12 protein-coding genes are annotated in these 13188 nt (G+C 37.7%); 7 read left to right on the top strand and 5 right to left on the bottom strand.

The features are described 5' to 3' along the window. The first annotated feature begins 302 nt into the window (after positions 1–302). Complete coding sequence (locus tag ACEVFT_RS09595; RefSeq protein ID WP_393949422.1) at positions 303–1214, top strand: stalk domain-containing protein; 912 nt, start codon at positions 303–305, stop codon at positions 1212–1214. A gap of 50 nt (positions 1215–1264) precedes the next feature. Here the strand turns inward: ACEVFT_RS09595 and ACEVFT_RS09590 are convergent, their stop codons facing one another. Next, positions 1265–1663: a hypothetical protein gene (locus tag ACEVFT_RS09590; protein ID WP_342441572.1), complete on the bottom strand. Its 399-nt coding sequence runs from the start codon at positions 1661–1663 to the stop codon at positions 1265–1267. 165 nt (positions 1664–1828) lie between these two features. Between ACEVFT_RS09590 and ACEVFT_RS09585 the strand changes: the two genes are divergently transcribed. After that, on the top strand, positions 1829–3334 hold the full coding sequence (locus ACEVFT_RS09585) for a coproporphyrinogen III oxidase (protein ID WP_342441571.1): 1506 nt from the start codon (positions 1829–1831) through the stop codon (positions 3332–3334). A 21-nt stretch (positions 3335–3355) separates the two neighbouring features. Here the strand turns inward: ACEVFT_RS09585 and ACEVFT_RS09580 are convergent, their stop codons facing one another. Continuing rightward, positions 3356–4453, bottom strand: a complete 1098-nt coding sequence (locus ACEVFT_RS09580; RefSeq protein WP_393949419.1) for a CdaR family transcriptional regulator — start codon at positions 4451–4453, stop codon at positions 3356–3358. Positions 4454–4618: 165 nt separating this feature from the next. Between ACEVFT_RS09580 and ACEVFT_RS09575 the strand changes: the two genes are divergently transcribed. The 5 genes from ACEVFT_RS09575 (at position 4619) to ACEVFT_RS09555 (ending at position 9520) form a co-directional block, all read left to right on the top strand. Continuing rightward, complete coding sequence (locus ACEVFT_RS09575; RefSeq protein WP_393949418.1) at positions 4619–5758, top strand: glycerate kinase; 1140 nt, start codon at positions 4619–4621, stop codon at positions 5756–5758. Further along, positions 5759–7105: a GntP family permease gene (locus ACEVFT_RS09570; protein ID WP_393949415.1), complete on the top strand. Its 1347-nt coding sequence runs from the start codon at positions 5759–5761 to the stop codon at positions 7103–7105. Positions 7106–7174: 69 nt separating this feature from the next. After that, positions 7175–8365 carry an MBL fold metallo-hydrolase gene (locus tag ACEVFT_RS09565; RefSeq protein WP_393949413.1) on the top strand — a complete coding sequence of 397 codons (1191 nt, stop codon included), beginning with the start codon at positions 7175–7177 and terminating at the stop codon, positions 8363–8365. Further along, a complete protein-coding gene (locus ACEVFT_RS09560; RefSeq protein WP_393949410.1) occupies positions 8352–8600 on the top strand; it encodes a DUF3006 domain-containing protein in 249 nt (82 codons plus the stop codon). The genes ACEVFT_RS09565 and ACEVFT_RS09560 overlap by 14 nt, the downstream gene beginning before the upstream one ends. A gap of 131 nt (positions 8601–8731) precedes the next feature. Continuing rightward, positions 8732–9520 (top strand): HAD family hydrolase, encoded by a 789-nt coding sequence (locus ACEVFT_RS09555; protein ID WP_393949408.1) that lies wholly within the window; start codon positions 8732–8734, stop codon positions 9518–9520. 44 nt (positions 9521–9564) lie between these two features. Here the strand turns inward: ACEVFT_RS09555 and ACEVFT_RS09550 are convergent, their stop codons facing one another. The 3 genes from ACEVFT_RS09550 to serA all read right to left on the bottom strand — a co-directional run bounded on the left by ACEVFT_RS09550 (position 9565) and on the right by serA (position 12691). Next, entirely contained in the window at positions 9565–10488 is a 924-nt protein-coding gene (locus ACEVFT_RS09550) for a hypothetical protein (RefSeq protein ID WP_393949405.1), read from the bottom strand. Next, the gene (locus tag ACEVFT_RS09545; RefSeq protein ID WP_393949402.1) at positions 10478–10981 is read right to left on the bottom strand and encodes an RNA polymerase sigma factor; all 504 of its coding nucleotides are present in this window, start codon (positions 10979–10981) and stop codon (positions 10478–10480) included. The genes ACEVFT_RS09550 and ACEVFT_RS09545 overlap by 11 nt, the downstream gene beginning before the upstream one ends. 96 nt (positions 10982–11077) lie before the next feature. Beyond that, complete coding sequence (serA, locus tag ACEVFT_RS09540) at positions 11078–12691, bottom strand: phosphoglycerate dehydrogenase (protein ID WP_393949400.1); 1614 nt, start codon at positions 12689–12691, stop codon at positions 11078–11080. Positions 12692–13188: the final 497 nt, after the last annotated feature.

Below are 13188 nucleotides of genomic sequence, written 5' to 3'. Positions count from 1 at the left end.
CTTTGCTAAAAAGTCAGTGGGTTGAAGTGGAGGGCTACTTGACTCCCGTGGGATAGCGAGACAGGCGAAGCCCTGCACGGAGCGGTAGCGTAGGAAGCGATTCGGCGCTCGCCCACAGGAAAGCAAGTAGCCTGCAACGGAAATCCATTTCTACCTTTCGATTGACAGTTTTGTTTTTCAACACTAAGGAGAGGTGACAGTAGATACTGCCACCTCTTTCTCATTAAATCCTTATTTACACTGAAACTTTTTCCATTTTAAAGCTACTACTCCTATGAATCCAAACAATAAGGAGAGATTTTATGAACATGAAAAAAATAGCACCTGCAGCTATGACTGCATTATTATTTGGAAGTGCCCTTGTACCGGTAGCTTCAGCAAATGAGCAACATTCTACAGGAGCAGAGGTACCACAAATACAAATTGATCCTGTACACATTTTCAATGATACTCGTGGTACTGTGGAAGATGTTCGTGTTGGGGAAAATATTACATACTACACAGTAAAAGAAGGCGAGCAAACAAATGTATTAGAAATTACTAAGGATACACTTGTGTTTGACAATACTGGTAAGAAAGTGGAGCTTCAAAAAGGTGATAAAGTATTAGCTTATACATTTGCTAACAAACCTCAAAAATATATTTATCCACCACAATTCAACCCTGAGGTTGTCATTGTTGAATCAGAGGAAGTTGGCTTTGTAGAAGTTGATTATTTCTTTGAAGATTTAACAAATACGTATGATATTTTAAAATTAAATATTGGTAAAGATACAGAGCTATTGGATGTAAAAGGTGAAAAGGTAGAGGCTAAAGATTTAGCAGAGAAGCACCTTGTTGTTTTCTATACAGCCTCTACTAAAAGTATTCCAGCACAAACAACACCATCTAAAGTGATTGTACTGGACGATTATCCCGCAACTACGGTGAATCCAGTAAATGAAGAAATTGATAATATTATCGCATCGGATTCTTACGAAGTAGCTGGTACAAAAATGGTGCCATTACGCGTGATCGCTGAAAAACTTGGCTTCAAAGTGGACTCTACAGATAAAGGGGCTATTCTTTCAAAGGGCAATATGTCTTACACAATTACTCGCGGAGAAAAAACATTTGGCTATAATAAGGCATTACTTACACTAACAGTTGCACTGACCTTGAAAGATACAAAGACATATGTACCTATTGAATTTGTGGATGAATATTTAAAATAATTGAGAAAATAGTATGCCAACAATGCTTGGCATACTATTTTTATTTGTAGTTATTCAGCCATTGCTAGCGTGTAATGGCTTTTTGAGTAAATATAGGTTGGGTACTTTTTCGCAAATTGCTGAAGACATTGTTTAAAGGATACTGTATTCATAAAGCTTTTGGCTAATAGCATTTCATCTGAATACAATAAAAATTGCTGGAAGTGCTGTTGAATAAATACCCTTGTTTTTTCATAATGCTTGTTAATTGAAATAGCACCATAGATTTCTTGTTGGTCAACAATGTAAATAAAATCACAAAGTACTTTATGTGTGCCGTATTTAAGTTTTACCGTGACGTATAATGTTTTTTCGTCACATCGCTCTAAATCAAAATGGTGGAATGCTACTTCTACTTGATGTATAAAGCTCGAAACAGAGGTATAGTTGCCATTTTTTAAAATAAACATTCTCGACACCACCTTTTCTGAAAATTATAATGACAAAAAAATAGTTTGTCTACATTTAAACTGAATATTCTGTCATTTAAGAGATTCTAATTGTTATTTTGCTTAAAGTCATAGAAATTTGTTAAACTTAAATCTGCAATATATAAAAGAAGAGAGCGAAACGAAATGAAAATTATTCACATAGATCAAAAATATCCTGAAGATTGGATTCGCGTATTAAATCATATTGCGAATTTATTTTTTGAGGATTCCAAGTTGAAGGTTGAACCAAAGGGAGCAGATATGTCCGCTTCATTTGACTATCAGACTGGAGATGATTTTTCCATTTCTACAAAAGCAGTCTTAATTGTAGATGGTCAGCAATATACAAATGAATATCGTATTCAATATGAAACACCAGCAACAGGTCGTGAGCTAAATATTCGTATAAAACGTGCATTGTCACACGTATTTTTAGATGTTCTTGAACAACATACTGGGGTGCATCAACAATGGGGGATTTTAACAGGTGTACGCCCGACAAAGCTATATCATAAATTTAGAAAAGAAGGTAAAAGTGAGCAGGAAATTGCTGATCTATTAATTCGAGATTTCCGCTTATCAAAGGACAAAGTGGCACTATTAAAGGAAATTGTGGACCGACAACTAGTAACCATTCCTGATCTTGATGCGATTGGACAAGAGATCAGTGTTTATATCGGTATTCCATTCTGTCCTACCAAATGTGCATATTGCACTTTCCCAGCCTATGCGATTGGTAGCAATCGTAAGCAAGGGCGTGTTACAACTTTTTTAGATGGCTTGCATATTGAACTACGTGAAATGGGCAAATGGCTGAAGGACAATCAAATGAAAATTACCTCCATTTATTGGGGTGGTGGTACACCAACTTCAATTGAGGCCGATGAAATGGACGCCTTATATCAAACGATGTATGAATCATTCCCTAACCCTGAAACCATTCGAGAGGTTACAGTTGAAGCAGGAAGACCGGATACAATCACACCTGAAAAATTAGAAGTACTTAAAAAGTGGGGAATTGATCGTATTAGTGTAAATCCACAATCTTATACAGACGAAACATTAAAAGCCATTGGTCGTCATCATACGGTTCAGGAAACCATTGATAAGTTTTGGCTTGCAAGAGAATCAGGTATGAACAATATCAATATGGATCTCATTATTGGGCTACCGAATGAAGGAATCGAGGAATTCCAACATTCATTAGAGGAATCGGCAAAGATGCAGCCAGAGTCATTAACTGTTCATACACTATCATTTAAACGTGCGTCAGAGATGACACGCAATAAGGATAAATACAAAGTAGCCGATCGTGATACGGTTGCTGAAATGATGGAAATGGCACAGATTTGGACAAAAGAAAATGACTATGTTCCATACTATTTATATCGCCAAAAAAATATATTAGGTAATTTAGAAAATGTCGGCTATAGTAAAGCGGGAGAAGAAAGTATTTATAATATCGTTATTATGGAAGAGGTGCAGACAATCTTAGGAATTGGCTGTGGGGCATCTTCAAAATTTGTGCATCCCGAAACAGGAAGAATTACACAATTCCATAATCCGAAAGATCCTGCCGCCTATATCATGACCTTTGAAGAGGCTATTGGGAAAAAAATCGAGTTTTTAAATGAATTATATAACGAGTAAGATGAAGGCAATCTGATTTGTTCAGATTGCCTTCATTGTTTGTAGTGCTCGTAATGTACAGGCCATTTTTAGCAGAACAGCATCCTCAAAATATTGCGGATCATAGCCTGTTAATTCTCTTATTTTATTTAAACGATAAGTAAGTGTATGCCGATGAATATTCAATTGTTGTGCACAAAGCTTTAGCTGTAAATTACAGTCAAAAAATGATTGTAATGTTTCTAATTGTTTAGCGTCCAAATTTTTGAGTATACGACGGTAGAATGCTTGTACTTCCTCCGATTCACGAGGTTTAAAAAGGGAAAATAACTCGACATCTTCAAAAAAAGTCAATTCATTATGGATTGCAGAAAATTTTAGAGCTGTTCTGGCACCCTGGTAGCTATAGGGAAGCTGGGATAATTGCTGTACCACGGGCCCTACACCAATTTGAAGGGAGGGTAGTCTCTGCTTCTGCTTGCGAAGTGCTTTTATAATGGGACGGCAATTTTGCTCCTCACAATTTGTTAGCAGGATATAGTATTCCTGTAATTGGCTATGACCTGCAAGAATAGGCTGCTTGTAAAATAAATCCTCAAAAAAGAACGGAATCGTATTTTCTACGTAAGATGCTTCACTTAAGCTTACTAAAATCACTTGAAAGGGTGCCGCTAGGGCAAAGGGTAATTTTTGAATTCGTTCATTTAAGGTTCCTTCTAGCTTACTCCCATGAACGAGTGCTTCAAATATGTAATCGTTATTCTTTCGTTGCCATTCGCTTTTAGATTCAACAATTGCTTGATGGGTCATCATCTCTGTTGTGAGTTGCACGAGATTAGCAATTTCAAGCATCTCCTCCGACTCTCCTGTTATACCAATAACACCTACGACCTCATCCTGATACATAATAGGCATATTAATGCCTGGTTTTGTATTCGGAAACAGCGCTATATTCTCTTCGTTAATAATTAAAGTCTTTTTTGTTTGTGCTACATAAAGCGCACCTTCATGAATATTTTCCACCCTCATTTTATCTCCGGAAGCTAAAATGACTCCACTTGGGCTAATGACATTAATATTGTGCCGCAAACGCAGCATCGTTTGATGGACAATTTCTTCTGCTAACTTTTTTGTCAACATGTTTATACACCCCGCATAAAAAACAGCCTGTTATATGACAGTTAAATTGTACACCTATTATAATGTTTTCTGAATTTATTGTCATTATAATAAATTGTAAGCGCTTAACATGGGGATATGAAAATTTACGTAAATATCAATGGACGACATAAGTGGAGGTAGAACATGAAAGTCATAATTAGTCCAGATTCCTACAAGGGTACTCTGTCAGCAGTTGAAGTAGCAAAAGCAATGCAGAAAGGAATTCTGGATGCAAATCAATCGATTGAAACCATTATATTACCAGTTGCAGATGGTGGAGAAGGCACATTGCAATCACTTATCGCCTCTACAAATGGTCAATATTTTTCCGTAACTGTGCTTGATCCATTGGGAAGAGCTATCCAGGCCCAATATGGTGTATTGGGCGATCAAGTAACATGTGTGATAGAAATGGCTCAAGCATCCGGGATAATGTTGTTACAAGAAAATGAGAAAAACCCTGAACTTGCTACATCTTATGGCACAGGACAATTAATTAAAGCCGCACTCGATCAAGGCTTTAGAAAATTTATTATTGGCATTGGCGGAAGTGCTACAAATGATGCGGGTATTGGCATGTTACAAGCATTAGGTGTGCGTTTAATAACAGCGGAGGGGTTAGAGCTTGAGGCTGGTGTTTCTAACCTCATGAAATTAGATGCTATAGATAGTAGTCTGTTAGATGCTAGATTAGCAGAGGCAACATTTACGATAGCTTGTGATGTTGATAATCCGCTCATTGGTGAACAAGGGGCAACTGCTATTTTTGGCCCGCAAAAAGGTGTTCAAAAACATCAGATTGCCGAATTTGATCGCTGTTTAAAGCATTTTGCAGATATTGTTGAAACCGAATTTTCTATTCGATTACATGACTTTAAAGGTGCAGGAGCCGCTGGGGGAATGGGCGGCGCATTAATCGCATTTTTAAAAGGAACCTTTCATGCTGGAATTGATATTGTGCTGGATGCTGTACAGCTACATGCTCATTTAGCAGAAGCACAGTTAGTGATAACGGGTGAGGGAAAATCCGATCTCCAAACATTACATGGTAAGGCACCATTGGGTGTAGCGAAGGCTGCTAAGCAAGCGAATGTAGAGGCAATGCTGTTATCTGGAGGAATCGATGAAAAAGCGAATGCAGCATTGCAAACGTATTTTACTATTGTTGAGTCATTGGTAGATGAGGAGATTAATGTACAACAGGCAATGCAAGAACCTGCTCACTATATTCGCTTAAAAACAAAAAGAATGATTGAGCGTTACATACAAAAGGGGGATGACTAGATGTTGTTCATCATTATTTTAATAGGGGTATTATTTGTTGTTTTGGGAACGGCTAAGTTGAAGCTTCATCCGTTTTTAGCTTTATTAATTAGTGCTTTCTTTGTTGGGATTGCTTCAGGTATGCCATTATTGACCGTTGTGGAAAGCATTAATACTGGATTTGGAGGCTTGATGACAAGTATTGGTTTAGTCATTATCGCTGGTACCATCATAGGTTTAATATTAGAAAAATCAGGTGCTGCTTATCGTATGGCAGAAGTAGTGTTACGCATTGTAGGACCTAAACGTCCGCAATTAGCGATGTCTTTAATCGGTTATATCGTTTCCATACCAGTATTTTGTGATTCAGGCTTTATTATTTTATCTAGCTTGCAAAAATCATTGGCAAAGCGAGCAAATGTCACGATTGCATCCATGGCAGTAGCTTTAGCAACGGGCTTATTTGCGACGCATGTATTAGTACCACCAACTCCAGGGCCTATTGCAGCAGCAGGAAATATTGGCGCAGCGGATTATTTAGGAACAGTCATTGTTATTGGTTTACTAGTAGCGATACCAGCGACATTTGTAGGTTATCTCTGGTCAGTGAAAGTAGCGACAAAAATTCGAGTACCTGAAGATGAGGTAGAGGCATTAGATTATGAGGAAGTCATTAAATCCTTTGGTAAAATGCCCTCAACATTTAAAGCGTTTTTACCAATCGTTCTGCCGATTGTGTTAATCGGTCTTGGTTCTATAGCAGCATTAGTTGGTGATACGGAATCCACTTTCAATACAATCTTTAAATTTTTAGGTTCTCCAACAGTAGCTTTATTTTTAGGTGTAGCATCTGCATTTTTATTATTGCCGGAAATCAGTGAAACGACATTAACAGGTTGGATTGGCGAAAGCTTAAAAGAAGCGGCACCTATTTTACTTATTACAGGGGCTGGTGGTTCATTTGGTACTGTTATTAAAAACGCTGGTGTTGGAGAAATGCTTCAGGAAATGGATTTAGGGTTGTTTGCCTCAGGTACGTTATTCCTTCTCGTGCCGTTTATAGTAGCAGCAGCATTGAAAACAGCCCAAGGTTCTTCCACAACAGCTCTTGTGATTACATCTACTTTAGTAGCCCCTATGCTTGTGACACTTGGAATTGAGGGAGCGGTACCATTAGCATTAGTGGTGATGGCAATAGGTGCAGGAGCAATGACCGTTAGCCATGTGAATGATAGCTTCTTCTGGGTGATTACACAGTATAGTGGTATGGAAGTGACGCAAGCCTATAGAGCGCAAACAGTGGCCACATTATTACAGGGTCTTGTGACTATTATTATTACGATGATTTTATGGTGGATATTTGTTTAAAGTAAAAGGAGAGCAGCCCATGGGTAGCTCTCTTTTTGTATAATAGGAAAATAGAAAGGAAGTTAGTAGATGAAAAAAATAATAGTATTACTCCTTTGTATTTTTTTATTAGCTGGCTGTACCGAGGTAGTCAAGACAGAGAAAATTCCTGTAACAGCTGGTCATGAAATGCAGGTTCATTTTATTGATGTGGGTCAGGGGGATTCTATACTGATTGAATCACCGAATGGTAAAACAATGCTTGTAGATGGAGGAGTGAAGGGCGCAGGACAACAGATTGTTTCTTATTTAAAAGAACTTGGGATAAATAAGCTCGATATAGTAGTGGCGACACACCCAGATGCTGATCATATCGGAGGCATTATTCCTGTATTAGATACCATGCCGATTGAGCAATTTTATGATTCAGGAAAAGTACATACATCGCAAACCTTTGAAGAAATGCTAACACGCATTGATGAAAAAAATATTCCTTATCATGTACCGAAAACTGGTGATGAGATTGAATTTGATAAGGAAGTGAATGTGAAAGTATTAAATGCGAATGAACAGGCTACAGATAATAATGATGCCTCCATTGTCTTAAAAATGACTTATGGCAATGTCTCCTTTTTATTGACGGGAGATGCTGGAGTAGCATTAGAAAAGGACATGCTGCAGTATGATGTGACAGCAACGGTTTTAAAAGCAGGACACCACGGCTCTAACACAAGCAGCTCAGAGGAGTTCGTTCGGGCTGTAAAACCAGAAGTCACGATATTAAGTTATGGAGAAGATAATAAATATGGTCATCCACATACAGAAGTAGTAGATCGTTTGCAGGCTATTGGTAGTAAAATCTATGCCACAGCGGATTTAGGAACGATTACGGTATCCACAGATGGGGTAAACTATGCGGTGAATGGGAAGGAAACTTCTAAAGTAGAAACTGGCACAAAACCATCTAAAGTAGAGGCACCGCCAATAGCTATTGAGATCGTTAGCAAGGATCTAGTCACTGAAATTGTAGGTATTAAAAATAGTGGACAACAAGCGGTATCTTTAAAAGATTGGCAGCTTATTTCAATTGAAGGACATCAAGTTTTTAATTTCCCTAATCTTTCTTTACAGCCAGGGAAAACAATATATATTACTAGTGGAACCAATGCGCGAGAAGGGCAAAATTATTTGAAATGGACAACTAAACAGATTTGGTTAAATGATGGAGATGCTGCGCAATTACGCAATGAGAAAGGGGAACTTGTCAGTGAGCTCGAATAAATACACATTAGACCGTATTGAAGATGGCTATGCGGTTTTCTTAAAGTTTCCAGAGGAAGAGGAACAACTCATTATTTCACAGTCAGCCATGAACAAGCCAGTGCGAGTAGGTGATCGTGTTCTGATAGAAGAAAAAGATGGCATTTACTATATTGAAATTTTACAAGATGAAACACAACAAAAAAGAGCAGACATTCAAAGTTTAATGAACCGTTTGCGTAATAAACATAATTAATAGATGACAAGCTGTGAAGATTTGACGCACAGCTTGTTTTTAGATAGAGGAATTGTACATAATTTGTTATCCTAAATATTTTGAAAATATGCTAAAATAGTAGTATTAATCGGGAGCTAGGAGCGGACAAAATGTCGATAAATACAATTATTTTTGATTTAGATGATACACTACTATGGGATAAAAAATCGGTCAAAACAGCATTTGAAAAAACATGTGACTATGCAGCAACAGTACATAATGTGAATCCTGCTGAGTTAGAGGAAGCTGTTCGCCGAGAGGCACGTGCTTTGTATGAAGGGTATGAAACATATGATTATACGGTTTTAATTGGTATCAATCCATTTGAAGGGCTTTGGGGAACGTTTGACGACTCGACGGATTCCTTCCAAAAAATGAAAGAAATTGTTCCTAGTTATCGTGCAGCGGCCTGGACAAAAGGGTTAGCTGCTCTTGGTATTGAGGATACAGCGTTTGGAGCAGAGCTAGGAGAGCGCTTTGTAGCCGAGCGTAAAGTAGCGCCGTTTTTATACGAAGATACTTTTGCAGTGTTAGATGAATTAAAAGGAAAATATCAGCTTGTATTGCTAACAAATGGCGCACCAAGTTTGCAAAATTTAAAGCTAGAAATTACACCAGAAATTGCACCATATTTTGATCATATTATTATTTCAGGAGACTTTGGTAAAGGTAAGCCGGACGCATCTATTTTTGAGTATGTGATGGAGAAAGCAGGCATTACAGCTGACGAGGCAATTATGGTTGGTGACAATCTTAATACTGATATTTTAGGTTCATCTCGTGTCGGAATGCGCAATGTATGGATTAATCGTGAAAACAATATCGCCAATGGTGCTGTGACACCTACCTATGAGGTAGACTCTTTGACAGCATTGTTGGAGCTTGTAAATAAGCTATAATATAAAAATGTACTGATCCCTCATGGAGTCAGTACATTTTTTTGTTAAAAATAGACATTCAGTCCAAGATATAAACATGTAAAAGCTATAGCTATACAAAGCTGGACAAGAGCGCTAGCTATTAAGTAACCCTGAGGTTCACCAGCCTTTTTACGATAATAGATTTGCATAAAGGAGTAGAGTGAGAAAAGGCCATAAATAATTACTGCATGAATAGTATGGTGTACAAGATAGATACCAAATGAAATACCTCCAAACAACACGAGCATGATGGCATTGGCAATAGCATGCTCAACTGTCGCAGCGAAAAAGCGACGTTCTGTATGAGGCATTCTTTTTTTAGCAATCCATAGGATGAAATGCATAAGTAGGATGAAACTGTTCCCAATAATAAGTTTCGTCGACCGCTCCTCATCATAAAAATAGCGTAGTGAGTCAAATGACTCTTCAATCACAAAGGCTTGCTTAGTTTCAACATTGAAGAAAATCTTGTTATTGAGTACCTTCCATTTCTCTTGTGTACGGTCATTATAGAGAACCAAAATATCATAGATAGTACCACTTTTCCACTGACTAGCGGATATTGTTACAGGAGAAGCGTTGTCCCAATTTTGTTGTAGCTGTGTGATAGCCTTTGAATGAGCATAGCATTGCTGAGGAACATACAGGCAAGAATCCTGTGCTATAAAGGTTTCCTTGTTCATATTCTCCTTTAAATAGATTCGTTGGATTGCTTTGGAGGAATCCATTGTTGTTGGAGAATTAGTAGAACTTTGAACAAAAGATAATAGTAATATAGAAAGAACTACTATAAATAGCACTGACACAGAAGGGATTTTCCATCTATTTTTAGTCGTTTGTTTACTAATTACTGAGGGCTCTGTCATATTGCGTAATAATTTTTTTTGCTGCTGATCCGATAACATTAAATCATCTAAGTATTGCCATGTCTTTTTATCATTCTTCATCCATCTCACCTCCTAACTGTTTTTTTAATGCGACGAGTGCTCGTTTTAATGTGTTTTTTACTTTTCCCTCATTCCAGCCAAGAATAGTGCAGGTTTCCTCGATGGATAGTCCCTCTATTTTGCGCAGAATGATCACATCACGATAGGTGATTTTTAGTTTACGAATAGCAAGATATAGTATCTTGGCATCTTCTTGTTGCATCAGCCATTGATGAGGAGAAGGTGACGCTTGTTCTTCATGCTGTTGTAAAAAAGGGACAAACTGAATAATCTTTTTTCGACGATAATGATCATAGGCAAGGTTCCGTGCAGTGCACCGCAACCAAGCGAGATCGGCTCCTTCTTTTATTGTTTGGTGATGTTTCAAATAACGGACAAAGGTTTCCTGTGTATAATCCTCCGCTAATTTTTCATCATTTAGTAAGTAATATAAGTATTTAAAAATGGTGTGATTATGTAAGTAAAATATTTCTTCTATTTTCAAGCTGAACACCTCCTTTTCTTTAAAGACGAAGAACCCTTAGAAAAGTATCATTTTACCAATATAAAAAGCAGAGAGTAGAGACTCCCTGCTTCTTGTTATTATTCATTATAGGTTAATGGCTTTTACCTCATCAATGTTTTCAAGCTGTGCCACAAAAACTAAATCTTCTTCTGTTACAACATTGTCAACCGTTAGCATCATAACCGCTGTACCACCAACCTGTGCACGACCAACCTGCATTGTCGCGATATTGATTTCTTTTTCTGCAAGCTTTGTTGCTACACGGCCAATTGCACCTGGTTTGTCCGTATTTTTAATGTAAAGAAGGTGGCCTTGTGGAATGACGTCAACAACATAGTCCTCTACTTTTACAATACGTGCACCTAAACCGTTTAATAGTGTACCCGCCACAGTATGCGTTTCGTTAGCAGTAATAATTTCAATCGTAATTAAGCTTGTAAAGCCTTTTGCTGTTGTTGTTTTGTGCTCATTAATTTTCATACCGATACTTTCAGATAAGTAACGAGCATTAACATCATTGACATGATTACCGTGATTTTTAGACAGTAAACCTTTTAACGCATTTGAAGTTAATGGACGAACATCATAGTTTGCTACTTCGCCAGCATAAGATAGGTTGATTTCTTTGACCGGCTCTGTTGTTACTTGTGATAGGAATGAACCAAGCTTTTCCGCTAGTTCAAAGAAAGGCTCAACTTGTGCAAGAAGCTCTTTTGGTATAGATGGCATGTTCACTGGATTTGTTACAGTACCTGTTTTGTAAAATTTAATGATGTCATTTGATACGTCAACCGCTACAGATTCTTGTGCCTCGATTGTAGATGCTCCTAAGTGAGGCGTTGCGATCACCTGTGGCAAAGTCAGTAGCTTATGATCTGTTGCTGGTTCAGAAACAAATACATCAAGAGCTGCTCCAGCTACTTTTCCTGCTACAATTGCATCATATAAATCGTCTTCATTGATGATACCGCCACGTGCACAGTTAATAATACGTACGCCATCTTTCATCATCGCAAATTTATCTTTATTAATAAGATTGCGAGTTTCAGGTAGAAGTGGTGTATGAACTGTAATGAAATCTGCAGCTGCACAAATTTCTTCAACTGTCGCTTTTGTTACACCTAATTCTTTTGCACGCTCATCTGTTAGGAAAGGATCGTAAGCCATAACGTTCATACGTTGACCTTTTGCACGATAAGCTACTTCAACACCGATTCGACCAAAACCTACAACACCTAAAGTTTTATTTTTTAGCTCCACGCCAACATAAGATTTGCGATCCCATTTTCCATTCTTTAATGTATTAAAAGCTTGTGGAATATGACGGGCAAGTGAAGTCATCATCGCAATTGTATGCTCGGCAGCTGAGTTTGTATTACCATCTGGTGCGTTGACCACGATAATGCCATGTTCAGTAGCAGCAGCTAGGTCAATATTATCGACACCAACACCAGCACGACCAATTAATTTTAAGCTTTTAGCTGCTTCAATCACTTCACGTGTTACCGTTGTTTGAGAACGAACAAGTAATACATCTACATCTGCGATTTTAGCGATTAATTCTTCTGGTGCTAGTCCTGTGTCTACAATAATGTTTAAATCTAAATCTTGTTCCTGGCGTAATGGGAAAATACCATCCTCACTTAGTGGATCAGCGATAAATACGTTAATAGTTCTTGTTTTTGTTGCAATAGTCATTATAATTAGCTCCTTTTTCCTCATTATTGGTAGGTTGTGGCTTTTTCTACGACAGTCTGAAATTTGTAAAATTCGAACATCTTACAGCATGCAAACAATCTCCTTTCTAAATCGAAAACAATATAAAAAGCCTTCCACGCCTTACAAACACAGTTATTGTGTTGTAAGGGGCGAAAGGCTGAATAAACATTGGTTCGCGGTACCACCCTTAATCACTGCTGGAAAATTTATTCTGGCAGTCTTAGCTATATGCGTAACGTGCATGGGACGGATAAGCTTACTTTAAAGTTGTTCGGCCTATCTATTCAGGAGTGGAACTATTATCGTAGAAATCACTGATTTGCACCAACCATCAGCTCTCTTTGGATTTTCTTGCGACTAGTGTGTCTCCGTCGTTATATTTTGTGTGATTAAATTTGTTAACATCATAATCCCTATTGTTCACCTTTGTCAACGATATTTCTTAAAAACTTTAAAAATAGTGACTTCAAAAGTCT

It is taken from the genome of Lysinibacillus sp. PWR01 (assembly GCF_043359455.1).
Taxonomy (GTDB): Bacteria; Bacillota; Bacilli; order Bacillales_A; family Planococcaceae; genus Lysinibacillus; species Lysinibacillus fusiformis_F.
This window is presented reverse-complemented; position numbering and strand designations above follow the sequence as displayed.